Here is a 25,527-nt window from a genome sequence, read left to right as displayed (position 1 = left end):
CTGAAATGTAAAACTTAAAACTTAAAACTTGAAACCTGAAACCTGAAACTTCAAACCTGAAACAAACTAAAAAAACAACTTCAAAAACTTTTGTTTGATTTTCATAACTTTGCAAAATGAAAGAGCAATTAGAAGAACAGGGTTCAGAACTTGGAATTAGTGATTTAAAGCTGAAAGGCTTTAAGGTGTATGAAGTAAACGGTGACGTGAGTAAGATTCCAACGTATAACCGTAGGGATTTTTACAAAATTTGCATCAATACCAGTAAGAGTTTTATTCATTATGCCGACAGAGGGATCGAAACGGACGGAACTATACTATTTTTCGGAAATCCGCACATTCCGTATTCCTGGGAAATTATTTCACCCTCGTATGAAGGCTATGCCTGTGTTTTTACGGAGGACTTTCTAAAAGTAAAAGATCGTTCTGAAAGCCTTCATGAATCGCCTTTGTTTAAAATTGGCGGTACACCAATATTTTCTTTATCAGCTGATCAAAAGGTGTTTATCGATTCCTTATTTCAGAAAATGATACAGGAGCAGGAAACAGATTATGTTTTTAAAGATGACTTGATTCGTAATTATATCAACTTGATTTTGCACGAATCTATGAAAATGCAGCCTTCGGAGAATTTCTTTAAACCCAGAAATGCCTCGTCGCGAATTACCTCCTTGTTTTTGGAATTGTTGGAAAGACAGTTTCCCATAGAAACCAAAAATGAACCATTAGCGCTAAAAACACCTCAGGATTATGCGCAGAGTTTGGCTGTTCATGTGAATCATTTAAATCGTTCCGTTAAAGAAGTCACCGGAAAACCAACAACGGCGCATATTTCAGAAAGAATTGTTGGTGAAGCCAAAGCTTTGCTGCAGCATACGGATTGGAGTATTTCGGATATCGGATATTCGCTGGGATTTGAATATCCAAGTTATTTTAATAATTACTTTAAAAGGATTACAGGAACAATTCCAAAATCACTCAGAGTGTAAATTGTTTCATATTCTTAATTTTTTGTTTGATTATTGTTATCTCTCTGCCTCTTTACCACTGTAGATTTGCATTGAAATAAGTAGTATTAATCATTAATCAGTTTTCAATAAGCTAAATAATACTTCACAAAGCATATTCCCGCTTTCATGATTTAGTTTAAACTGGTGTAAAAAAAACGAATAATTATGAATACTTCAGAGAATCAATTTGTTACAGCTATTTTGTCTAAGGAAGATTTAGCTTCTGTGGATTGCTTTAGTCTTAAATGATTTAAGGCAGGCATTGTGGTATCCGGCACTTAAGGGCAGCAGCTTTTGTCGGGTTATTTTAAAAAAGAAATCAATCTCAAAAAATCAATTTTATGTCAACACTTTATACTTCAGTTATTGAAGAGGGGAAAATCCCAAATACCTATATGACTGGTGATGTTTCGTATAAAAAGCAAACCAGTGCTATTCATCCTGATAATACGGTTATAAAAGAAGTTTCTTTTGAACCGGGTTCAAGATGTAATTGGCATGTTAATCCAACGCTGCAGTTGTTTATCGCTACAAACGGGATTGGCTATTTTCAGGAAAAAGGAAAAGCCGTCCGATTGCTTCATAAAGACGAAGTAGTTACGATTCTGCCCGGAATAGAACACTGGTATGGAGCCACCCCGTTCAGTTCGTTTTCGCACATCGCTATTATTACAGAAATTGATAAAGGAACCGGAATTTGGCTCGATAGCGTAACCGATGAAGAGTATTACAGTTACGGGAAGTGATTTAATTAGATAATTAGATAATTAGAAAATTCTGAATGGGAATGCCTGTATTTTTTGTAAGCTAAAACCTGAAACTTGAAACCTGAAACTTGAAACCTGAAACTTGAAACCTGAAACCTGAAACCTGAAATTTGAAACTTGAAACTTGAAACCTGAAACCTGAAACCTGAAACCTGAAATTTGAAACCAATAAAACTAAAAAACAATAAAAACATGGAAGTAAAAAACATAAAAGCCTTTGGGACAGAGGCTGCGGATGCACCGTTGCAGACATTAGACATTCAGCGCAGAGCGGTATTGGCTCATGATGTAGAAATAGAGATTTTATATTGTGGAATTTGTCATTCGGATTTGCATTCCGCCAGAAACGAATGGCACGGGACGATTTACCCAATAGTTCCGGGGCATGAGATTGTGGGGAGGGTAACAAAAGTGGGAGGTCACGTAAAGAATTTCAAAGTGGGCGATTTGGCCGGAGTAGGCTGTATGGTTGATTCTTGTAGAGAATGTGAGCATTGCAAAGGCGATTTAGAGCAATTTTGTGATGCCGGCAGTACTTTAACTTTTAATTCTCCGGACACGCATTTAGGCGGACACACCTTTGGAGGGTATTCGCAAAGTATTGTAGTCGATGAGAATTATGTACTGCATATTTCTGATAAATTAGATCTTGCAGGTGTTGCACCATTGCTTTGTGCAGGTATCACAACCTATTCACCATTAAGACACTGGAATGTAGGTCCCGGGCAAAAAGTGGGGATTGTTGGTATTGGCGGTCTAGGGCATATGGGAATCAAATTGGCGAAAGCAATGGGGGCTCATGTGGTAGTTTTTACAACTTCATTGTCTAAAACCGAAGATGCAAAACGCCTAGGGGCAGATGAGGTAGTACTGTCGACGGATCCTGAGCAAATGGCCAAATACACTAAAAGTCTGAATTTTATTCTGGACTGTGTGTCGGCAGAACACAATATTGATGCCTATTTAAATCTGTTAAAAGTGGATGGAACGCTCACTTTGGTTGGTGCTCCAATGGAGCCTCTTCCGGTAACTTCGTTCAGTCTTTTATTGGGAAGAAGAAGTTTTGCGGGTTCTGCTATTGGCGGAATCAAAGAAACTCAGGAAATGCTTGATTTTTGTGCTGAACACAATATTACTGCCGATATTGAATTAATTGGCGTAAACGAAGTAAATGACGCCTATGAAAGGCTGTTAAAAGGAGATATTAAGTATCGTTTTGTAATTGATATGGCTTCTTTATAGCTTTTTTTTAAGGTTCTGAGGTACTAAGGTTCTGAGGTGCTAAGTTTATTGAAACGGTGAAACTTTTTTAAGGTGCTGAGGTGCTAAGTTTGTTGAAACGGTATAGCTTTTTTTAAGGTTCTGAGGTGCTAAGGTTCTGAGGTGCTAAGTTTTGTTGAAACGGTGAAACTTTTTTTAAGGTTCTGAGGTACTAAGGTTCTGAGGTGCTAAGTTTTGTTGAGACGGTATAACTTTTTTAAGGTTCTGAGGTACTAAGGTTCTGAGGTGCTAAGTTTTGTTGAAACGGTATAACTTTTTTGAAGTGACTAAGGTACTAAGGTGCTGAGGTGCTAAGTTTTGTTGAAACGATGTAACCTGGTGTAAAACAATAAACCCCTTAATGAATTTAATTCTTAAGGGGTTTGTTGTTTTTTGGAGAGAATGGGTGATGAGTTGAAGTGTTAATTATGTTTTAGTTTTTAGGATGGAATAGGATAAATTATCATGAATTTTCATGTTCAATGAAGAGGTACTTGTTTGAGATAAAATAGCGTTGAACAAATGGGGTTGTTGAGAATAAAAAGGACTGTTTTTTGATACTGACAGTTTGTCTTGTTGTGTTTTGTTTTTGTTTTGAATTGTTTTGTTTCCAGTGTTTTAGGTTTGTTTTGTTAAATTGCAACTTTATGATTGTTTTTTGGTCAAAACGATTTAGAAATGAAACAAAAAAGCCGGAAGAATTTTAATTTGAACTCTAATTTCTTCAGAGAAAAAGTACTCTTTTGAAGGAGAAAAAATGCTTGAGGTTTTAAATTTTAAATTTTGCCAAACCGAACAATATGGCTTTAAAATAAATTCAATTGAATATGGTTTTAATTGCTTGTTGATGAGTTTTTTAAGTAATACTAATTGCAGAAGCTTTGAGAGGAGGATTATTGCTTTATGTAGTATTGTTTTTTTTATTTTGTGGTTGTAGTAGCTGTTTTTAAATATAAAGTAGAAGTTTTAATTAATTATTATAACTTGTTTAATAGTAGCAATCTATGTTTTGTAGTTATGATTTTAGAAATAATATTCAACACCTAACAACATCGTTTTTTAGTTTAAGCAAAGAATATAAAAGAAAAATACACTTCTCTCACATGGCTGCTGTTTGATAAGGAAATGGGAAACTTTTATCTTAATTAGTAAAATAGGGTGTTTTGGTTCGAAAGAATAAATTTTAGAATAAAATGTTAATTGTTGTTAAAGTTGACCAAATTTTTGAATCGGCGGGATTGTTTTTTTAAGAAAGTAATTTTGATATACAGGGGATTTTGTTAATTTTTTTGATTCGTCCGTATTTTTTTAGAAGCATCAAATTCAATAATTCAGTTTTTCAATTGAAATAAATACTATTTTTGTGTCGTGAAATGGATAACAATCATATTATCGATTTATTTAATGGCGCTTTCCAATATGCCTTGTGCAGATATGGAAATCAATAGTGCTGCTCACAAAACAGCTCAGTTTTCTTCTGAAGCCAATCACACACACGATAAAGACAATGATTTATGCTCGCCTTTCTGTGCGTGCAATTGTTGTGGAGCGCAGGTTTTAAGTTATCAGACTTTTGTAAGCTTTGATTTCCCTGTCACACATTCCCTTATTTCAAGTCCGTTACCCAATTACATTTCTGTTTTTGCTTCTAATTTCTACGGAAGTATTTGGCAGCCCCCACAAATAGCATAATGATGCCCACCCGATAAGTCGGAATGTGGGTTAGAGCGTTGCGGATTTTCCGCAGTATTTAAATAGGCAACACTTTGCCTCATTTCTCACATCATTATACCATTTAAATGTTAGATAAAATCATACAGTTTAGTATAAAGAATAAGTTCGTTATACTATTATTAACCCTTGTATTAATAGCCTGGGGAAGCTATTCGATCAAACAATTACCCTTAGATGCTTTGCCTGACGTAACCAACAATCAGGTGCAGATTATTACCACAGCACCTACTTTGGCCAGTCAGGAAGTCGAACAACTCATTACATATCCTTTAGAACAGGCTGTAAAAACAGTTCCGGATATCATAGAACTCCGCAGTATTTCACGTTTCGGATTATCAGTAGTTACGGTCGTTTTTGAGGACGATGTGAACATCTATTGGGCCAGAGAGCAAATATTTCAACGTCTTAAACAGGCCGAAGAGAATATCCCTGCTTATGCCGGTTCGCCTGAATTGGCTCCAATCAGTACCGGTTTAGGAGAAATCTATCAGTACGATGTCTATGCCAAAAAAGGCTATGAAGACAAATACGATGCTATAAAACTGCGTACCATTCAGGACTGGATCATTATCCCGCAATTGCAGGGTATCAAAGGTGTAGCCGATGTTAGTACCTGGGGAGGGAAACTAAAACAATATGAAATCGCCGTAAATCCAAATACACTGAACAGTTTGGGCGTTACGATTACAGAGATTTTTGATGCACTCGAAAAAAACAATCAAAATACAGGAGGTGCCTATATCGAAAAAGACCAGTTTGCGTACTTCATTCGGGGTGTTGGTATGGCGAAAGGAACCAAAGATTTAGGAAATGTAGTAGTGAAAAACCGAAATGGTTCGCCCGTTTTGGTTCGTGATGTAGCCGAAGTTCGCGAAGGTGTTGCCTTGCGTTACGGAGCTTCAACGAAAGACGGAAAAGGGGAAATTGTTTCCGGAATGGTTTTGATGTTAAAAGGAGAAAATTCCAGTGCGGTGGTCAACAGAATTCATGAAAGAATGATTCAGATCAATAAAAGCCTGCCCGAAGGAGTCGTTGCCGAGGCTTTTATCGATAGAGGGAAGTTGGTCGACAGTGCTATTGGAACCGTTTCTAAAAACTTATTAGAAGGGGCTTTGATCGTTATTTTTGTACTGATCTTATTTTTGGGGAATCTTCGTGCAGGCTTAATTGTAGCTTCGGTTATTCCACTGGCCATGCTTTTTGCTGTTATTTTAATGAATGCTTTTGGCGTAAGCGGAAATCTGATGAGCCTTGGGGCAATCGACTTTGGAATCATCGTGGACGGCGCTGTAATTATTGTCGAAGCCACCATGCACCACTTGCAGCAGCTCAAACGCAAGAAAGCGTTAACGCAAAACGAAATGGATGCTGAAGTGTACAATTCGGCTTCGAAAATCAGAAACAGTGCTGCTTTTGGGGAAATTATTATTCTGATCGTGTATCTGCCAATTCTTGCTTTAGTTGGAACCGAAGGCAAGATGTTTAAGCCGATGGCGATGACAGTAGGTTTTGCAGTTGCAGGAGCCTTTATTCTTTCTCTGACTTACGTACCGATGATGAGTGCGATGTTCTTGTCTAAAAGTACTGAACACAAAGAAAATTTCAGCGACAGAATGATGGCGTGGCTGGAAGCTGTTTATACACCGTTTTTGAAAAAAGCACTACAGTTTAAAAAGGTAGTTTTAGGTGTATCACTGGGTTTATTTGCCCTTGGTTTAGTTGTTTTCAATTCAATGGGAGGAGAGTTTATACCAACTATCGAAGAAGGCGATTTGGCTATAAATGCAACCATCATGACCGGAAGTTCGTTAACCCAGATGGTGGAAACTACTACAAAATACGAACAGATCTTAAAAGCTAAATTTCCCGAGATAAAAACCATCGTAACCAAAATTGGAAGCGGGGAAATTCCAACCGATCCGATGCCTATCGAAAGTGGTGATTTGATCATTGTTTTGAAAGATAAAAAAGAATGGAAAGGCAAATATGACAACTGGGAAGATTTAGCCAATGCCATGAAAAAAGAAATGGAAGTCATTCCAGGAGCCAATATCGAGATCTCTCAGCCTATTCAGATGCGATTTAACGAATTAATGACCGGAAGCCGAAGTGATATAGCTATTAAGATTTTTGGAGACGATCTGGAGATTCTGGACGCTAAAGCAACAGAGTTAATTTCGAAAATTAAAAGTATTGAAGGAATAGGCGATTTAAAAGCTGATAAAGTGACCGGCTTACCGCAAATTACGGTGAAATACGACTACAATAAAATCGCTTTATACGGATTGAATATTTCAGATATCAATCAAATTATACGTTCCTCTTTTGCGGGAGAAAGTGCCGGAAAAATCTATGATGAAAGCAAAAGGTTTGATGTCGTAGTGCGAATGAATGAAAACAATCGTGCCGATATTACAGACGTGAGCAATTTGTTTATTCCGTTGCCTAACGGACAGCAGGTACCGCTTTCGCAAGTGGCTACAGTCGAGTACGAACAAGGGCCGGTACAGGTAATCCGTGAAAACGGAAAACGCAGAATCACGGTTGGACTAAACGTTCGTGGCCGTGACATAAAAAGTGTGGTAGAGGAAATTCAGCAAAGACTGGATAAGGACTACAAACTTCCGGCAGGGTATTATGTAACCTACGGAGGTCAGTTTGAGAATTTAATCGAAGCAACCAAACGACTATCGGTAGCGCTTCCAATCGCTTTAGGATTGATATTGGTGTTACTGTATTTTACTTTTAAAAGCTTCAAGCAGGCGGGATTGATTTTTACAGCCATTCCATTATCAGCAATTGGGGGAGTTTTTGCACTCTGGATGCGTGGAATGCCGTTTAGTATTTCGGCGGGTATTGGTTTCATTGCTTTGTTTGGAATTGCGGTTTTAAACGGAATTGTATTGATTTCGTATTTCAATCAGCTCAAAAAAGAGGGAGTTCTCGATCCGTTGCAAAGAGTTTTAATCGGGACCAAAACCAGATTGCGTCCGGTTTTAATGACCGCAGCCGTAGCTTCGTTAGGATTCTTGCCAATGGCATTGTCAACAAGTGGTGGAGCAGAGGTACAAAAACCTTTGGCAACCGTTGTAATTGGAGGATTAGTTTCAGCAACTTTACTGACGTTAATCGTTTTACCAATTCTGTATTTATTGTTAGAGAAGAAGTTTAAGGATAAAAAAGATAATTAGATAATTAGATAATTTGATAATGAAGTAATTAGGTGTAGGGTGATTACTGATTAGTGTAAAATGATTTCTCTTGCAGATTCAGCTTTAAAAGTAAAAACCAGCAAAATCTGCGAGAAACAAAAAATATAAAAATGAAAAACATACTAAAGCATATAAACACAAGCTCCTTTGCGCATCTTGCGAAAGATGGATTGCGTGCTTTGCGGTTAAACAAGCTGGTGCTAGCATTCTTGTTTGCAACGACAGTAACAACCGCACAGCAAAAAATCAGTCTCGAAAAAGCAATCGAACTGGCAAAATCAAACAACATCGATTTGAAGATTGCCGATAAGGAAATTGAAAAACAAACCGTTTTGAAAAAGACGGCATTTCAGGCAGATCCGCTTCAGGTGCAATACCAGGGCGGGCAATTCAATAGTGCCGATTACGACCATAATGTTTCCGTACAGCAGTTTTTTCCATTGGGAAATATCACAAAAGCCAATCGACAATTGCAGGAAGAACTGGCAAAGCTGGCCGAAAAACGAAAAGCGTTATCGACTTATGAAGTAGAAAAAGCCGTTACTCTTGCCTATTATCAATACCTGTACGGCGTTTCCATCCAAAAGCTAAACTCAGAACTGAATGAAATTTATACCAAATTCCTGAAGAATGCTGAGCTTCGTTTTAAAACCGGAGAAAGCGGAAATATTGAAGTGATTAGTGCTAAAGCTAAAGTTAAAGAGATTGAAACTCAAAAAGCACAATTAGAATTTGATTTGGCGATTTACCAAAAGCAGCTGCAGTTTTTTGTGCAAACGGATGAGAATGTCATTCCCGATGCTCAAACGGCCTTGCAATATTCGATGGTAAAAGAAGAAGGAACCTCGAAAGCAGAGACTTTAATGACCGATTTTTATCAGCAGCAAATTTCGGTGTATCAGAAAGAAGCCAATACACACAAAGCCATGCGAACACCAAAAGTTGGATTAGGATATTTTGCACAAACGATCAACACGCAATCCTTGTTTCAGGGTTTTACGACGGGATTGCAGATTCCGTTGTTTGGAGGGGTAAACACAGCGAAAGCTAAGGCTTCGGCAATCAGTATTTCGCAATCGCAACTGGCTTTGGATAAAAATAAGCTGACGCTGAATCTGCAAAAACAGGAATTGCAAAACAATTTCGAGAAGCAGCAAAAAGCAATGGACTATTTTCAAAAAGAAGGATTGCAGTATGCCGATCAGATTATTAGTACGGCCCAGAAAAGTTATGCCAATGGCGATTTGAGTTATTGGTCGTACATCAGTTTCTTAAATCAGGCAATTGATATTAAGAAACAATATACAGAGGCTACGCACAATTTTAATCAGAGCGCAATCGAATTGCAATTTCCAACCATCAAAAACAATTAAAATGAAACAGATTAATAATAATACAACAGTAAAAAGCACAAAGGTTTTATCGCAAAGAAAGTTCGCTTATTTGGGATTAATGGTAGCTTCGATGGTGGTTTTAGCATCCTGTGGTCAAAAGAAAACAGAAGAGGCTCCGGAGGAAGAAAAATCGCAAACAGAAGTTGCTTTAAACGAAGCGCAATATAAAACGGTTGGGATTGAAACAGGTTTGGTAGAAAACAGAAACCTTAATAAAGTCATTAAAGCCAATGGTTATACTACCGTTCCGCCACAAAATTCCGCCGAAGTTTCGACTTTAATAGGAGGAACAGTCAAAGATATTTTTGTTTTGGAAGGAACGTACGTTAACAAAGGAAAAGTATTGGCGACCATTCAAAACCTGGAAGTAATCGAAATGCAGGAAGAATACCATTCGGCTGTAGCCAATATTGAATACCTGCAATTGGAATACAACCGTCAGAAAACGCTGAGCGATGAAAATGTAAATCCAAGGAAAACATTTCAGGAAGTAAAATCAAAATTGGCAGCAGAAAAAGCCCGTGCACAGGCTGCGAAGAACAAATTGGAAGCGTTGCATGTCAGTACCAAAGGAAGCACTTCGTTAGTCCCGGTTGTGGCACCAATCAATGGTTATGTAGGGAAGATAAGTATTGCAAAAGGAGCTTATGCTCAAACCGGAGTTGTTTTATTTGAAGTGGTCGATAACAGTCAGATGCACCTGGATCTGAACGTGTATGAAAAAGATCTGGGGTCGATTTCAATTGGTCAGGTGATAGATTTTGTTTTAACCAATCAGTCCAACAAATCCATAAAAGGGAAGATTTTCGGAATAAATAAGTCTTTTTCAAACGAAAGTAAAACCGTTGCGGTACATGCTAAAATCGAATCTGCTGATGCTAAAGGACTGATTCCGGGGATGTACGTTTCGGCTAACATCAATATTACAAATGCCACTGTTCCTGCGTTACCAAAAGATGCCGTAGTTCGAAATGCTGATAAATATTTTGTTTATGTGGAAGAAGAAGCACATGAGGAAAAGAAAACGCCGGAAAAAGGAAATCATGAAAAAGAAGTTCATTTTAGAGCAATGGAAGTCATTCCGGGCACTACAGATTTGGGCTTTACAGAAATAAAATTTGTAGAAAATGTTGATCCAAATGCAAAAATCGTAACGAAAGGAGCTTTCTATTTGCTTTCGGCTATGAAAGGCGGGGGAGAACATGATCATTAAATTTTGATCGGGACAAAGGTTCAGAGGTTTTTGTAGAGACGCATAACAGTGCGTTCCTGAATAACCTCTTGGCTTTGATCCAATGGCATTAAGTGAAATGATTTAAGATATTTGATTAACGATTGTAGATTTCTGATTTGGTATTGGTTATTAGTTATATTCTCTATTTCCTGATTTCATACATCTGAAATCAAAAATCGTTAATCTACAATCTACAATTTACAATCTAAAATCTCTTTTCTCTGCCTTTGCCAGATTAATTGTTATTGCCTAAAAACTATTAATACAAAATCCGTAAATTTAGAACATTATTGAAACAAAGTTTAAACTTGAAACTTTGAAACCTAAAACTTTAAATTTCTCATGGAACATCTGCATAAAGAAGAAAAGATTAAAAAGAATAAAATAAATCAACCCGGTTCCTGCTGCTCACATGACGAGCCCGTACATTCAGACGATGACGGGCACGATCACGGTCATAATGCAGATAGCGGATGGTTTAGAATGTTTTTACCGGCCATTATTTCCTTTGTTTTATTGCTGATTGGAATTGGATTCGATCAGTATTTCGAACAAGATTGGTTTTCTGGCCCTGTTAGAATCGCCTGGTATGTCATCGCTTATCTGCCGGTGGGATTCCCTGTTTTAAAGGAGGCTTACGAAAGCATCAGAAAAGGCGACGTATTTTCGGAGTTTTTCCTGATGAGTATCGCCACCATCGGAGCATTTGCTATTGGAGAATTTCCGGAAGGCGTTGCTGTGATGTTGTTTTATACCATTGGTGAGAACTTTCAGGGATTGGCAGTCAGTCGTGCCAAATCAAACATAAAAAGCTTACTGGACCAGCGTCCGGATGAGGTAAGTGTTTTGGAAAATAATGTGGCGACTAAAGTGAAAGCTGCCGATGTTGCCATTGGAACGATAGTGCAGCTAAAAGCAGGGGAAAAACTAGGGTTGGATGGAGAATTACTTTCCGATTCGGCTTCCTTTAATACTGCAGCACTTACGGGAGAAAGTAAACCGGACACCAAAGTAAAAGGAGAAGCTGTTTTGGCCGGAATGATTAACGGAAGCACCATTGCATTGGTAAAAGTAACCGCAGCTTATAACGACAGTAAATTGTCTAAGATTCTGGAAATGGTTCAGAATGCCGTTACTAAAAAAGCTCCTGCAGAATTGTTCATTCGAAAATTTGCTAAGATTTATACGCCCATTGTAGTCTATCTGGCGATTGCCATTTGCTTGTTGCCTATGCTTTTTGTTTCCGATTATGTGTTTAGTGACTGGTTGTACAGAGCATTGGTTTTTCTGGTAATTTCATGTCCTTGTGCTTTGGTGATCAGCATTCCGCTAGGTTATTTTGGAGGAATCGGAGCAGCGAGCAAGAATGGTATCCTGTTTAAAGGAAGTAATTTCTTAGACAGTATATCGACCATTCAGAATGTTGTGATGGACAAAACAGGTACGATGACCGAAGGTGTTTTTAAAGTTCAGGAAGTGATTATTCAGGACGGTTTTGACAAAAACGAAATTTTAAAATTGGTCAATGTACTTGAAAGTCAGAGTACACACCCCGTTGCGACTGCGATTCACAATTATGTAGGACAAATTGATTCCTCGATAACACTGAAAAACGTCGAGGAGATTTCCGGACACGGATTAAAAGCTGAAATAGACGGAAAAGAACTGCACGTAGGGAATTTTAAACTGATGGATAAATTCAGTATTGCATACGATGTTGATCCAAATGTGGTGGTTTATACGACCATTGCCATTGCTTACGACAATAAGTTTGCAGGTTATTTAACGATTGCCGATGAAATTAAAGCAGATGCGCAAGAGGCGGTAACCAAATTGAAAGCTCTCGGAGTTAAAGTAACCATGCTGAGCGGTGACAAAACCAATGTGGTGCAGTTTGTTGCCAAAACGTTAGGCATTACAAACGCTTTTGGAGATTTACTCCCCGAAGATAAGGTGAATCAACTAAACGAAATTAAAGCCAAAAACGAAACGGTAGCTTTTGTGGGTGATGGTGTAAACGATGCTCCGGTAATTGCTTTAAGTACGGTTGGAATCGCGATGGGCGGGTTGGGCAGTGATGCCACGATCGAAACTGCCGATGTGGTCATTCAGGACGATAAACCAAGCAAGATTCCGATGGCGATAAACATTGGGAAACAAACCAAAAAAATCGTCTGGCAAAATATTACTTTGGCTTTCGTTGTAAAAGCTGCCGTACTTATCTTGGGTGCCGGCGGACTAGCAACCATGTGGGAAGCTGTTTTTGCTGATGTTGGAGTAGCTTTACTGGCCATATTGAATGCCGTGAGGATTCAGAAGATGAAATTTTAATAGAAAGAAACCGTTTCAGAGTTTAAACTGAAACGGTTTTATTTTTAATACTTTATTCTCATATGGAATAACCAGAGCGGTATAAAGACTATTAAAGAAATTTATTTTTTTAAATGTGTTGGTTCCTGAATTTCTCCATTACCAAAGGACCAGTTTTCCAAACCGTTATTTTCTAATAAAACAATAATCACGTTATTAATGAGAATCGCTGTTGTTGCGGCAATTCTTGTAGCAATTTGGTGGTATAATTTCTTTTTTTGTTCTACTGTTCGACCTTGTCCTGCGGTGATCTGAACATATACAATTTCTTCAGAATGCGAAATACCAAGATAACTTTCGGGATATTTTATCTGATGCAGTTCTAATTCTTCAATTACATGAAAATAATCAGCACTTGGAATATGAAATTCTGCTATTAAAGATTGATGAATCGCTTCTGAAATATTGTTTTTGGTTTCTAATGAAAGCTTCTTAGGTAAACTGATTCGGACAAATGGCATTTTTTAGATTTTGAGTTTTGTATAAAAATAAAAAAAATAGAGGAGGAGGAGCAGACAAATGTTTAGGAAAACTTCAATTCAACTCACGCTGTGCGAAGTCTCCCGACTTCGTACCCACTTAAATATATTTAAGAATATATTGGTATTCTTTCCTATCGATGTCACTACGAAGTCAGGAAACTTTGCAGAGCGGGGTTCCCGGATCATCAGGTGCAGGAGGTTCTGGATCTCCACCGCCCAGATCAACCGGAATACTTTGGTCTTCGCTATATCTGTACTGAAATCCTCCCAGATAATCAGTATGAGTTGTACCGCTGGCCTCTTTTACAATTTTCTTCAGTTTTTGCCCCGCTGCGTTGTAAATATACTCAATTGATCGAGGGCTTGCAAAGGTAATTTTTGTGTATCGCTATTTCAGGACTAGACATTTCAATAAATAAAAACCATACAATTGATACACTACCCAAACACAACATTTATAACGCTGATTTCCGTTAGATTGAAATCCATTTTTTATGCATTTATTATTGCAAGAATTACATTTTATTTTCATGACCTAATTTGAAACACTAAGTTAAAGTAAAAGCATTTTAAGCCTCATTAAAAGACAAAAAACGAAAGAGGCGACCAATAGGTCACCTCTCTTTCTATTCAAGAATTAAAATTTTATATTCTCTTTCAGTTCGTTACATCGTTATTTTGCAAAAACACCTAATCTGTAACATTACCCATTTTGGTACATTTTAAAGTGCTATAAAAGCAAAAGCCAATCCGTTATGGAATGGCTTTGTTAATTAAAATCTTTCTAGTTTTCTCTTAACTAGATATTTTTTACTTCTTCATCTATTACTTATTTCATAAGCAAATAAAAATATAGAATTACCAATACCAGTAAAATATTAATTGTATATATAAAGAAAGCTTCGTATTTAATCGATTTAAAAGTTTTAAAGATAATATTATACAACATTAAAAAAATAAAATTGCAAAATATCAAATTTCCAAGATAACTAAACCCTCTTAAAAAAAAGCTGTTCAAATCTAAAATAGGATGTGTAGTTTGGTTTAGATTTAACATTGTTTCTAATCCATAACCACTACCAAAAATGAAATATCTATCATCATTTAAAAATAGATAAGTCAAGTTCAAGAACAAAACAAGAATACAAAAATACATGCTTTTTTTGTCATTAATTAATTGGAACAACATATAATTTACCTTTTTCATTAACATATAATTTATTATCATTTATAAAACCTGAAGTATATATTTTCTTTTTAATACCATCAGAAACACCCGAAAGTTTAAAGTTAAATCCTTTCATTCCATTTAATGTACCCGCTTTCAAACTTAATTTTGCATCAGAACCAATACCTGCAACCCTTCCTGCAAAAGTTCTTTCAATATTTAGTTCTCCATTAGCGCCCATCGTTGCTTCATCCAAAATTAAGCCAATCTGAGAATTGAGGAAACTTAAATCTCCTCCATCAATGTAGTCTCCCGTTTTCATGGCTTTAAGTATCTTAGCAACCATCGTTTCTGCGGTATCTCCTTTTTTTATCCCTGCAGATTGTTTTGTAACTTTTTTCCCTCTCTGGTCATCATCATCATCTTTATCGTTTGACTCATTCTCATCGTCGTTATCACTTTTAACAGATTCCAGATATTTTTTGAATTCTTCATTAGATTTTTTAGAAATCTCTGCCTGTTCTTCTAAATATTTTCCCATTGAACTACCATCGTCTTTTCCTTCTTCCTTAATTTTTGACGTATCAACTAACATACCATCAGGGTCAATGAAATAGTTCGGATTATTGTACGTATAGTTATAAGGCGACCATCGTCTACTTTGCTCTGCTAATGGGTCAATATTCATCCAGCGACCAAGTGCAGGGTCATAATTACGTGCTCCATAATCGTACACATTAAGCTGTAACTCGTCTTGAAGCTCCTTGCCATTGTACTTATACTTATTACTCGTAGGTACATAATCATTATACCCATTGTGTTTCAATCCAAAAGGATAATAATTATTTTCGTCAATAATGGTAAGAACTTGGGTTGCCGGATTTTTAGCATAACTCAATCGTATGTTACCCAAATGATCTTTGTATTGGTACACATATTTTTTACCTATGTAATCATAATACCCCTCTGCCGTAGGGAAAAACTCTAAGGTTGGTCGCGACGGAGCAGCCCGACTTGCCGATTGTGCTGTGAAGCCACCAAAGCGATTGGCTTCTACCGGTGGATCTTTTACTGGATCCGGAGTAAAAATAGGTGGATTTTTAGGATCATTTGGATCTTCTGGTGCCGGAGGATCTCCTCCTCCTTCATTACCGCCACCTTGATCACCACCTTTCTGATCGCCCTGTCCCTCAACATACCTATACTGAAAACCTCCCAAATAGTCAGTATGAACTGTACCACTAGTCTCTTTTACAATTTTCTCCAGTTTTTGACCTGTTGCGTTGTAAATATACTCAATTGACCCCGCTGTTCCAAATACAATTTTCTTAGGCAAATTCAGGTGATTGTATACTATTCCAGTGATGTTTTTGTTTTCGTCTTTAATTAAGTTACCATTAAGATCGTAGGCATAATCATCTCCCGAATCATTAAATCCGTTACTATCGTCATTAAATCCTTGTAGCTGATTACTGGTATCGGTAACTTTCATCAATCGATTGGAATTGGTCTCGTAGAAATACCCCAAAATATCCATATCACCTACATAAGGATTTGATGACACACCAGCCATATATTGCCGCTGTAGCTTGGTAATATTTCCATTTTTATCATAATCCATACTTTCACCAAAATAATTTTTGTTATCGGCTAAATTTGGAGTCTTATAGGTTGCCTCCAACAGGCGGTTCAGTTGATCGTATTGATAGCCATATGTTCGAATTGCACTGGTAACATCTGAGAATAAATACAGGAGCATGTGACTGAACAGCTAGTATTTTAAGAACAATAAATAGCTTAAAAATACAAAAGCCACTCCGTTATGGAATGGCTTTTACTAAAAATTATTCAGTACAAAAGAATCTTACAATTTTTCTTCATAACATTTCATCCTCGGCTCAAAAATTATTGGTGGATTTCCACGTCCATATTCAGGCATTTTACCTAATACATTATAAAAATCAATATTCTCTAAAGTTATGACGTTCTTATTACTGTCCCCAAATAGTAGAACTGGAATATCTTTGTAAATTGAATAACCAATAAGCTTATTAAACGTATCAGGACGACTACTTTTAAAAATATTATAATCAGTTTTTGAAACGCATACTTTGTATTTTGTTGACAATTTTTCACTAATAATTAATAATATTGGGTAATCATATTTACTGTAATTTACAGTATCATTCAAAACTTCATTTAGAGTTTTGGTGAGAATAGATTTTTTTATCTCATGAGTGCTATTTAAATTTAATAAGTCCTTATACGAAACATCTTTGTTTTCCGTTTGGCAACTACTTATCATTGCAAAAACAATTAAAGGAATAACTCTAAACATTAATTTTATCATATTTCTTTTTTTTTAAAATTTTACAATTTTACCCATATGGTAAATGTAATTTGTAACTCTTCCAGGATACCATCTATTAAAATATGCTTTAACCTTCATGTCATTGCCTCCGTGAGAATTGTCCTTTCCATCATATCCTGAAGGTGTCAAAGAATATCCGTTTGGATGGCTATGAGTGTACGTATATTTTATAGTCCCATTTTCTTCTAAAAATCCATTTAACAGTGAGATACCTCCAAATTCAATATCGGTTTTCTGAGCAGTTGCTATGTATACTTCTTGTGAAGATGCTACTATTGACCACTCAACATTTGTATTATAAGCAAGAAAATTAAATAATTGTTTGATATTCGCATTATTTTTCCCAAAATAGTATCTGTAACTTCCAAATTTAGACGTCCCTTTTTCACCACCCGTTCCACCATTTATAGTCCCTGCGTCGACATCCATGGTAGTAGAAGTTCTTTTTCCTTTATCATCTAAGGCTATTAATCTATCTACTTCTTTACCATTCTTATCTTTATACTTTTTCTCATCGACACGATTCACATTTCCATTTTTATCTACAGTATAAGTATCATCCTCCTCCTTTGTATTAACAGTAGCACCATTATCAGCAGAAAATGTCCCATTATTATTAGTCCATTTAGTTTCTCACGCTGTGCGAAGTCTCCCGACTTCGTACCCACTTAAATATATTTAAGAATATATTGGTATTCTTTCCTATCGATGTCATTACGAAGTCAGGAAACTTTGCAGAGCGGGGTTCCCGGATCATCAGGTGCAGGAGGTTCTGGATCTCCACCGCCCGGATCAACCGGAATACTTTGGTCTTCGCTATACCTGTACAGAAATCCTGCCAGATAATCTGTATGAGTTGTACCGCTGGCCTCTTTTACAATTTTCTTCAGTTTTTGCCCCGCTGCGTTGTAAATATACTCAATTGATCGAGGGCTTGCAAAGGTAATTTTTGTGTACCGCTATTTCAGGACTAGACAATTAGCAAAAAGCCACTTTCGTAATGAAGTAGCTTTTTTGTTTGCTTTGGATTGTGGGTACGAAGTCAGAAACATTCGCACGGCTCCTTATAAGAACTCTTAGGAGAGCGGGGGGTACATCATTATTTTATAAAAACACCTAATCTGTAACATTACCGAAATAATTAACCACCAACATGTACCTAAATTACGTACATCAATTTGGTAAATCTGGTGGAACAATTATTTCCAAACTTTTAAAAAATTCAGTTTTCTTTTTTTCTCGGTAAGCTTCAGTAATGAATTTTACTAACTTACCACTAGTTTTTAATTGTTCACATGTACCGCTTATTATTTCTCTATTTATACTATCATTGCTAAGAAGGAAAATATATTGTGTACCATCATAAATTGTCTTATTTACTGTATCACATTTTGAATAATCCATTTCAATTAATGTTTTTTGAATATGAGTCATTTCTTTTTCATTAAAAACAACATTATAGTATTTATCCTTTTTATTGAATTTTCTAATTAATACCAAAGCTCTGCCATCTTTCTCTATTTGAAAGGTATTAATTTCACTCTTATATTTAACACTTAAATCAATTGCGTAAAAATCTTCTTCATTGTTTTTTAATGTATTAGTACAATTAATAGTAAGCAAATAAATTATTAACAAGATAAAAAACTTGTAAGTTGACTTTATGTATGTAGATTTATTTTTAATATCCTCTTGGTCTTTCTTTTCTAATTTGCGCATCTGTCTTCTTTATATTTTTGCTATTATAATAATTTCTCAATATTGGGAGTACTTTTTTGTCAAGAATGTTATATCTCATATCTTGCATATGATGAGCGGCATTTTCCCTCCATTTTTTCGGATAGTTTTCATCTTCCAACTGCTTTACAATATCTTTGTCAATTGGAGATAAATTGAATTTCTTATCATCATCAAAATCTTTAGCTATTGGGTCTGCGTGAAGAAAAGATTCATGTCCAATATCATCAATTAAAGCATCAGTTTTTGCTGATGGAAACAAGTTAACAGTAATTTGGAGTCCATTTTTACCTTTAGTTTCTTTACTTGTATAAGCATCACCAACACTTTCTTCACTTTTTGCTTCTACAAAATTTAAATCAATATCTTTCTTATCAAATTTACCACTTTCAGAATATTCATGTCCTGCAATTACCTGACCTTTTTCTGCAAAACTACCTAAAAAGCTAATTCCCTCTTTTGATTTAGCAAAAGTTTCAAAAGCTTCTACTAATTTTTTATTTACATAGTTACCATCCTTATTTTTGCGGTAAATCCAAGATGTGTCGACATAAAGACCGTCAACATCTACAAGTAAGACAGGATTATCGTAAGCATATGTATAAGGAGACCATCTTCTTGATATTTCTGCTAATGGGTCAATGTTCATCCATCTACCAAGCGCAGGGTCGTAATTTCTGAAACCATAGTCGTACATCCCAAGCCCCAGCTCGTCCTGCAGTTCTTTTCCGTTGTACTTATACTTATTATTAGTAGCTACATAATCATTATACCCCGTATGCTTCAACCCAAAAGGATAATAATTATTCTCGTCAATAATAGTAAGAACTTGCGTTGCGGGATTTTTAGCGTAACTCAATCGTATGTTACCCAAATGATCTTTGTACTGGTACACATATTTTTTACCTATGTAATCATAATACCCCTCTGCCGTAGGGAAAAACTCTAAGGTTGGTCGCGATGGTACAGCCTGACTTGCCGATTGTGCTGTGAAGCCACCAAAACGATTGGCTTCTACCGGTGGATCTTTTATAAGATTTAAAATTACATTTTATTTTCAAGATCTAACTTGAAACATTGAGATACTACAAAATCATTTTAAGATTTATTAAAAGACAAAAAACGAAAGAGGCGACCGATAGGTCACCTCTCTTTCTATTCAAGAATTAAAATTTTATATTCTCTTTCAGTCCGTTACATCTTTATTTTATAAAAACACCTAATCAGTAACATTACCCAGTTTGGTAGACTTTAAAGTGATAAAAAATCAAAAGCCACTCCTTATATGGAATGGCTTTTATTCAGATTGGGTTCACGAGCGGGACTCTAGCGACACAAGGTTTTTTCTAATCAAATGAACGCTTATAAGCGACTTTCAATAAATTCATGACATTTTGATAATTTTCATCCCCAATATCTTTTGATTTTAAAAATTGATTAGCTTTAGAAAAATATCTAGCAACTATAATGCCCTCATTTTTAATAATAAAAAGTGTAACAGAATTATTATCATCATTTTTACAAGTTTGATAATAGTTAATGTTTTTTATTGAAGGTATATTGCTTTTAAAAAAAAGTTTGTCTTTTTCTGAAAGATTGACATTTTTATCAAGTCCCTTTTTTATAATTCTACATTTTTGCTCTTGATTATCAATTATTAAAAAATTACCAAATTTATTATTATGATTAATCTGATACAATAAAACCCCCGAATTAACTTTATTAAAACTCAATATTACATTATTATAAATAGTAGTGGTGTCAATATTTGAATATAGTTCTTCGAACTCTTTAATGTCATTTGTAATTGCAATATCACAATCATTAAAATTCTTACTATTCTGGCCTTTGCATGAATAAATTAAAAATAGGACTGATAAAAATATTAGTTTTTTCATTTTTTTTTGGGTGCTGGGAGTTTATATGCCTGACTTAAATATCCTTGAGCATTATATGGATTATTATTTAATAGTTGAAATGTATTAGTCTTGGTCTCATATTTAGAAAATGAGCCTCCAGTATAATTTAATGTTGTTCCAAAATATTTTGATGATAGATTCATGTTTTGTGCACCACTATTTATCAATTCGCCACGAATAATATTCTCTATATGAGATGCGGTTCTTTCTCTGTTCTCATAATAGTTATTATAGAGTTTAACATCGAAACTATTAGCATTGTCTCTACTTGGCAATGTTTTTCCCTCTTCTAAACCGTTCATTTTTAGCCAAGCGTGCCCACCTTCATGTCCAACTTGAGCTTGAATATTAGCATCATTGCTTGTAATTCCATCTAAAAAGTTTGAAGAACCATCCCCGACACCAATCTTAATGTTCGTTCCTCCTCCCTCAGCCACTGTTGTATTTCCTCCAGTTTCTTTTGTGGCAAAAATAGTATGTGTCGCCGAATCAGCATCTAAATCGCCGTATATTTTTGTAGCTGTTTCTGAATTTTTTAAAACGTCATTATATTGTTTTTTTAGTTCTCGTCTAGCTTCTCTGTATTCTTTTCTAGAAGAAAATTGTTTGCTCAAATTTTCATCATTTTTCACATCACTCCAAGATGCCCATCTTATTCTCATTCCATCTGGGTCAGTAAAAAAGATTGGATTATTAACAGTATATGCATATGGAGTAAAGTTATCATACTTTTCCGCCAGCGGGTCAATATTCATCCAGCGTCCTAATGCAGGGTCATAATTACGAGCACCATAGTCATATAAATTAAGCTGATTCCCGCCAATGTTCTCGTCTTGCAGTTCTTTTCCGTTGTACTTATACTTATTATTAGTAGGTACATAATCATTATACCCATTGTGTTTCAACCCAAAAGGATAATAATTATTCTCATCAATAATGGTAAGAACTTGGGTTGCCGGATTTTTAGCATAACTCAATCGTATGTTACCCAAATGATCTTTGTATTGATACACATACTTTTTACCTACATAATCGTAATACCCCTCTGCCGTAGGGAAAAACTCTAACGTTGGTCGCGACGGAGCAGCCTGACTTGTCGACTGTACAGCAAAGGCACCAAAACGATTGGCTTCTACCGGTGGATCTTTTATAAGATCTAAAATACATTTTATTTTCATGACCTAATTTGAAACACTAAGATATTACAAAATCATTTTAAGGCTTATTAAAAGACAAAAAACGAAAGAGACGACCAAGCGGTCATCTCTCTTTCTATTCAAGAATTAAAATTTTATATTCTCTTTCAGTTCGTTACATCGTTATTTTGCAAAAACACCTAATCTGTAACATTACCCAGTTTGGTATACTTTAAAGTGCTATAAAAGCACAAAGCCACTCCGTTTGAACATGCCCCCAAAAGTTAGACACTATTTGGGGCATGTTCATAATGAAGTGGCTTTTTTTTGCTTGATTTAGATTGCAAGTGCGAAGTCAGAGACATTCGCACATCGGCTCATAAGGAACTCTTCGGAGAGCGGGTGAAGATTCAAAACTTATGGAATTTTTGATTGATGCATCGATAGTTATCATTTGAATTTAGTGTACATGTGTGGTCACGGGGAGGTAACTTGAATCTTAAAATCTAGATCTTTGATATCAAAATAGCCGATACAGGGAGGGAGGATGTTCTAAGCGTTATTTTTCAAATCAATTGAGATTCCCTAGCAAATACAGGATAACTTGGATTCTATTTTAACCGTTTGGTACACTATAAAGTCCTATAAAAGCAAAAACCACTCCGTTTAAGGAATGGCTTTTCTATGTTCAAGTCTAATTTGTTGTTTGAAATGATTTTATAAAATCAATATGTTCTTTTGATAAAACGGGTATGTTTTTGTATTTAGCTAACTCTAAAAGATAGTTTAATTTGAGATTGAGGTAACCACTTTCATTATCATTATATGATTTAAATAATGTTCTATAGAAACTATATTCCTTGTTATCATTCTTGCTTTTAAGAAAAGGAATCCAGTAAGTATTTAATGTAAAAACTTTCTCAATTGACCAATATGTTTCTGTATTATTCCTAAAGAATTCATCTAAGTAAATACTAACAGCAAATACTTCTTTTTCAGAAAGATTCTCAACTCCAAATTCTTTAATTTTTTCATCAAGAATATCAAGATTTGATAAGTTTTTTAAATCCAGATTAATATTAAATTTTTTCTCTAAATCTTTAATATAATCATTTGCGGATGATGCAATATTTAATATTCGTTCTTGCTCACTTTCTCTAACATCTTCAGTTTCTAAATCAATTGAAAACGTTTTAACTGTCTCTATTTCTTTTAAGTTTTTAATGTCTTTGAATAGAATGCTAAATTTACTTATTGATGAATAAACCAAAAATTGATTATTATCCAGCTTATAAACAGGACAATTATTTCTTTCCAAATTTTTAACAAGCTTTGGCTCTGATTTTGACATTAGATTTCTAGCAAAACTTGAATTAACAATTTCAAATTTCTGCGAATAGGATTTTAAACTCATACTCATAATTAGTATGTTTAATATTATTAGTTTTATACAACTCATAACTTTACTGGCTTCCAATTACTTTGAAAAACGGGTGGAGTAACTGGACTATTTTTATATCCAAAGTCTACATGCATCGAACCATTTTCTATTTTATATTGTGCTTGCCAATGCTGAATATTAACTCCTCTAGATTCTGCGTAAATATAAACCTCAGGACTGACATTACTGTTACTTGTTGTCACGAAACATAAAAATGCGGCTCCTGTTTTTGTAGCGGTATATTGAAATTCGTTCGCAATACTATCTATAAATCCTTTAATTTGTTTATTCAATGTGACATTTTTGTTACGTGCTTTAGCTTCCCACCAAACTGATTTAGAATATCTATAACTTCTTAATCTCATTAAATTAAAATGTTGTCCATCAGAATAAGCGTCTGGTATTGATAATGTAGAACGACCAGATACTCCATGAAAATTAGCATCTTCTTCAAAATTACTTTCGCCAAATTCGATAAACTTTTGCTCAAATAATTTTCCTTGAAAGTCTTCTAACTGCTTATCTGCTACGCCATACTTTTTTTGAACATAATTTTTAAAAATATCTGCAGTTAATGGACTCCAACTAGAGCCACCTTCTTCATCTTCAGCCACATTTGCCGTTGCTCCATTACTTGCTGTGGCAGTACCATTATTAAAAGTCCATTTCGTTTCTGCATTATTATCGGATTTATTCCATAAATCTTGAATGACAGATTGTGATAACATTCCGTCAGGGTCAACATTAATTACAGGATTATCATAAGCGTAGTTGTAAGGCGACCATCTTCGTGAAACTTCTGCCAGCGGGTCAATGTTCATCCATCTACCAAGTGCAGGGTCATAATTTCTCGCTCCGTAATCATACAAATTTAGCTGATTCCCACCAATACTCTCGTCTTGGAGTTCTTTCCCATTGTACTTATACTTATTATTAGTAGGTACATAATCATTATACCCATTGTGTTTCAACCCAAAAGGATAATAATTATTCTCATCAATAATGGTAAGAACTTGGGTTGCGGGATTTTTAGCATAACTCAATCGTATGTTACCCAAATGATCTTTGTAATGGTACACATATTTCTTACCTATGTAATCATAATACCCCTCTGCCGTAGGAAAAAACTCTAACGTTGGTCGCGATGGAGCGGCCTGACTTGCCGATTGTGCTGTGAAGCCACCAAAGCGATTGGCTTCTACCGGTGGATCTTTTACTGGATCCGGAGTAAAAATAGGAGGATCAGTGTCGCCCGGATCATCAGGTGCAGGAGGTTCTGGATCTCCACCGCCCGGATCAACCGGAATACTTTGGTCCTCGCTATACCTGTACTGAAATCCTCCCAGATAATCAGTATGAGTTGTACCGCTGGCCTCTTTTACAATTTTCTTCAGTTTTTGCCCCGCTGCGTTGTAAATATACTCAATTGATCGAGGGCTTGCAAAGGCAATTTTTGTGTATCGCTATTTCAGGACTAGACATTTCAATAAATAAAAACCATACAATTGATACACTACCCAAACACAACATTTATAACGCTGATTTCCCTCAGATTGAAATCCATTTTTTATGCATTTATTATTGCAAGAATTACATTTTATTTTCATGACCTAATTTGAAACACTAAGTTAAAGTAAAAGCATTTTAAGGCACATTAAAAGACAAAAAATGAAAGAGACGACCGGTTGGTCGCCTCTCATTCTATTCAAGAATTAAAATTTTATATTCTCTTTCAGTTCGTTACATCGTTATTTTGCAAAAACACCTAATCTGTAACATTACCCTCAATCGCCGCAATCGCTATGCTTGTTTTTTCTGCATAAATGCCAGGAACATTTTAGGTTTTAATTGAAGTTTATCGTTGGCATTTATGCAGAAAAAACAAGCATGTTTACACAAGTTTTAAAACGCAAAAAACCTCGCTGGTAGCGAGGCTTTCTTTTTATATGCTTTGTCGATTTTTCTTAGGCATCTTTTTTTCTATAATTTATTATAAATTCAGCAATTTCAAGATCACTTGCACTTGCATTAGTCCCAACAAATTCTTCGATCATATCTTGTGCCATATTCAATGGAAAAAGATTCTCATAAGTTACCCCTTCAACTTCTAAAATAAGTTTATTAGGTATTTTTTCAGCATCAAAAAAAAGAATATCTGAATCAAGGTCAACTTTTTCAATCATATACATATCGATAAGATCATATTCGATATCTGACAATTGTGTACTTGTAAACTTCTCAGATTCCTTTACACTTTTTAAATGTTTTACCAGTTCAATTAATTTCATATCT

At 35.5% G+C, this 25,527-nt stretch carries 20 protein-coding genes and 1 pseudogene; 9 read left to right on the top strand and 12 right to left on the bottom strand.

The window, feature by feature from the left end; all coding sequences use genetic code 11:
• Positions 1-116 precede the first annotated feature (116 nt).
• The 8 genes from LNQ34_RS20930 (at position 117) to LNQ34_RS20895 (ending at position 12,942) form a co-directional block, all read left to right on the top strand.
• Positions 117-989, top strand: coding sequence for a helix-turn-helix domain-containing protein (locus LNQ34_RS20930; protein ID WP_017497050.1), 873 nt, complete (start codon positions 117-119; stop codon positions 987-989).
• Between the two features lie 362 nt (positions 990-1,351).
• Positions 1,352-1,756 carry a cupin domain-containing protein gene (locus tag LNQ34_RS20925; protein WP_230001123.1) on the top strand — a complete coding sequence of 135 codons (405 nt, stop codon included), beginning with the start codon at positions 1,352-1,354 and terminating at the stop codon, positions 1,754-1,756.
• Between the two features lie 213 nt (positions 1,757-1,969).
• Positions 1,970-3,019 carry an NAD(P)-dependent alcohol dehydrogenase gene (locus tag LNQ34_RS20920; protein WP_230001122.1) on the top strand — a complete coding sequence of 350 codons (1,050 nt, stop codon included), beginning with the start codon at positions 1,970-1,972 and terminating at the stop codon, positions 3,017-3,019.
• 1,386 nt (positions 3,020-4,405) lie between these two features.
• Complete coding sequence (locus LNQ34_RS20915) at positions 4,406-4,729, top strand: DUF6660 family protein (RefSeq protein WP_230001121.1); 324 nt, start codon at positions 4,406-4,408, stop codon at positions 4,727-4,729.
• A 107-nt stretch (positions 4,730-4,836) separates the two neighbouring features.
• Positions 4,837-7,962: an efflux RND transporter permease subunit gene (locus LNQ34_RS20910; protein ID WP_230001120.1), complete on the top strand. Its 3,126-nt coding sequence runs from the start codon at positions 4,837-4,839 to the stop codon at positions 7,960-7,962.
• A 131-nt stretch (positions 7,963-8,093) separates the two neighbouring features.
• A complete protein-coding gene (locus tag LNQ34_RS20905; RefSeq protein WP_230001119.1) occupies positions 8,094-9,356 on the top strand; it encodes a TolC family protein in 1,263 nt (420 codons plus the stop codon).
• A 1-nt stretch (position 9,357) separates the two neighbouring features.
• Complete coding sequence (locus LNQ34_RS20900; protein ID WP_230001118.1) at positions 9,358-10,590, top strand: efflux RND transporter periplasmic adaptor subunit; 1,233 nt, start codon at positions 9,358-9,360, stop codon at positions 10,588-10,590.
• Between the two features lie 363 nt (positions 10,591-10,953).
• Entirely contained in the window at positions 10,954-12,942 is a 1,989-nt protein-coding gene (locus LNQ34_RS20895; RefSeq protein WP_230001117.1) for a heavy metal translocating P-type ATPase, read from the top strand.
• 101 nt (positions 12,943-13,043) lie between these two features.
• Here the strand turns inward: LNQ34_RS20895 and LNQ34_RS20890 are convergent, their stop codons facing one another.
• From LNQ34_RS20890 to LNQ34_RS20875, 5 genes and pseudogenes are all read right to left on the bottom strand, one after another.
• Positions 13,044-13,442, bottom strand: a complete 399-nt coding sequence (locus tag LNQ34_RS20890; RefSeq protein ID WP_230001116.1) for a tautomerase family protein — start codon at positions 13,440-13,442, stop codon at positions 13,044-13,046.
• A 469-nt stretch (positions 13,443-13,911) separates the two neighbouring features.
• Positions 13,912-13,995, bottom strand: a pseudogene (locus tag LNQ34_RS23680) (IS1 family transposase); the annotation flags it as partial.
• Positions 13,996-14,632: 637 nt separating this feature from the next.
• A complete protein-coding gene (locus tag LNQ34_RS20885; protein WP_230001115.1) occupies positions 14,633-16,390 on the bottom strand; it encodes an RHS repeat domain-containing protein in 1,758 nt (585 codons plus the stop codon).
• Between the two features lie 105 nt (positions 16,391-16,495).
• Entirely contained in the window at positions 16,496-16,981 is a 486-nt protein-coding gene (locus LNQ34_RS20880; protein WP_230001114.1) for a hypothetical protein, read from the bottom strand.
• 12 nt (positions 16,982-16,993) lie between these two features.
• A complete protein-coding gene (locus tag LNQ34_RS20875; RefSeq protein ID WP_230001113.1) occupies positions 16,994-17,530 on the bottom strand; it encodes a JAB-like toxin 1 domain-containing protein in 537 nt (178 codons plus the stop codon).
• Between the two features lie 180 nt (positions 17,531-17,710).
• Here LNQ34_RS20875 and LNQ34_RS20870 point away from each other — a divergent pair, with 180 nt between their 5' ends.
• The gene (locus LNQ34_RS20870; protein WP_230001112.1) at positions 17,711-17,848 is read left to right on the top strand and encodes a hypothetical protein; all 138 of its coding nucleotides are present in this window, start codon (positions 17,711-17,713) and stop codon (positions 17,846-17,848) included.
• A gap of 327 nt (positions 17,849-18,175) precedes the next feature.
• On the opposite strand, the gene LNQ34_RS20865 is transcribed toward LNQ34_RS20870, so the two are convergent.
• From LNQ34_RS20865 to LNQ34_RS20835, 7 genes are all read right to left on the bottom strand, one after another.
• Positions 18,176-18,721, bottom strand: coding sequence for a hypothetical protein (locus LNQ34_RS20865; protein WP_230001111.1), 546 nt, complete (start codon positions 18,719-18,721; stop codon positions 18,176-18,178).
• Complete coding sequence (locus LNQ34_RS23675; protein ID WP_428979070.1) at positions 18,684-19,634, bottom strand: RHS repeat domain-containing protein; 951 nt, start codon at positions 19,632-19,634, stop codon at positions 18,684-18,686. Before LNQ34_RS23675 ends, LNQ34_RS20865 begins: the two co-directional genes overlap by 38 nt.
• Before the next feature lie 451 nt (positions 19,635-20,085).
• Complete coding sequence (locus LNQ34_RS20855; protein ID WP_230001110.1) at positions 20,086-20,637, bottom strand: hypothetical protein; 552 nt, start codon at positions 20,635-20,637, stop codon at positions 20,086-20,088.
• Entirely contained in the window at positions 20,634-21,836 is a 1,203-nt protein-coding gene (locus LNQ34_RS23585) for an RHS repeat-associated core domain-containing protein (protein WP_346432368.1), read from the bottom strand. Before LNQ34_RS23585 ends, LNQ34_RS20855 begins: the two co-directional genes overlap by 4 nt.
• A 652-nt stretch (positions 21,837-22,488) precedes the next feature.
• Entirely contained in the window at positions 22,489-23,214 is a 726-nt protein-coding gene (locus LNQ34_RS20845) for a hypothetical protein (protein WP_230001109.1), read from the bottom strand.
• A gap of 35 nt (positions 23,215-23,249) precedes the next feature.
• A complete protein-coding gene (locus LNQ34_RS20840) occupies positions 23,250-24,278 on the bottom strand; it encodes an RHS repeat-associated core domain-containing protein (protein WP_230001108.1) in 1,029 nt (342 codons plus the stop codon).
• Positions 24,279-25,199: 921 nt separating this feature from the next.
• A complete protein-coding gene (locus LNQ34_RS20835; RefSeq protein ID WP_202704519.1) occupies positions 25,200-25,523 on the bottom strand; it encodes a hypothetical protein in 324 nt (107 codons plus the stop codon).
• Positions 25,524-25,527 lie beyond the last annotated feature (4 nt).

Source organism: Flavobacterium lipolyticum, from assembly GCF_020905335.1.
Classification (GTDB): Bacteria; Bacteroidota; Bacteroidia; order Flavobacteriales; family Flavobacteriaceae; genus Flavobacterium; species Flavobacterium lipolyticum.
The sequence above is the reverse complement of the archived record's forward strand: the minus strand, read 5'-3'. Positions and strand labels throughout refer to the sequence as shown.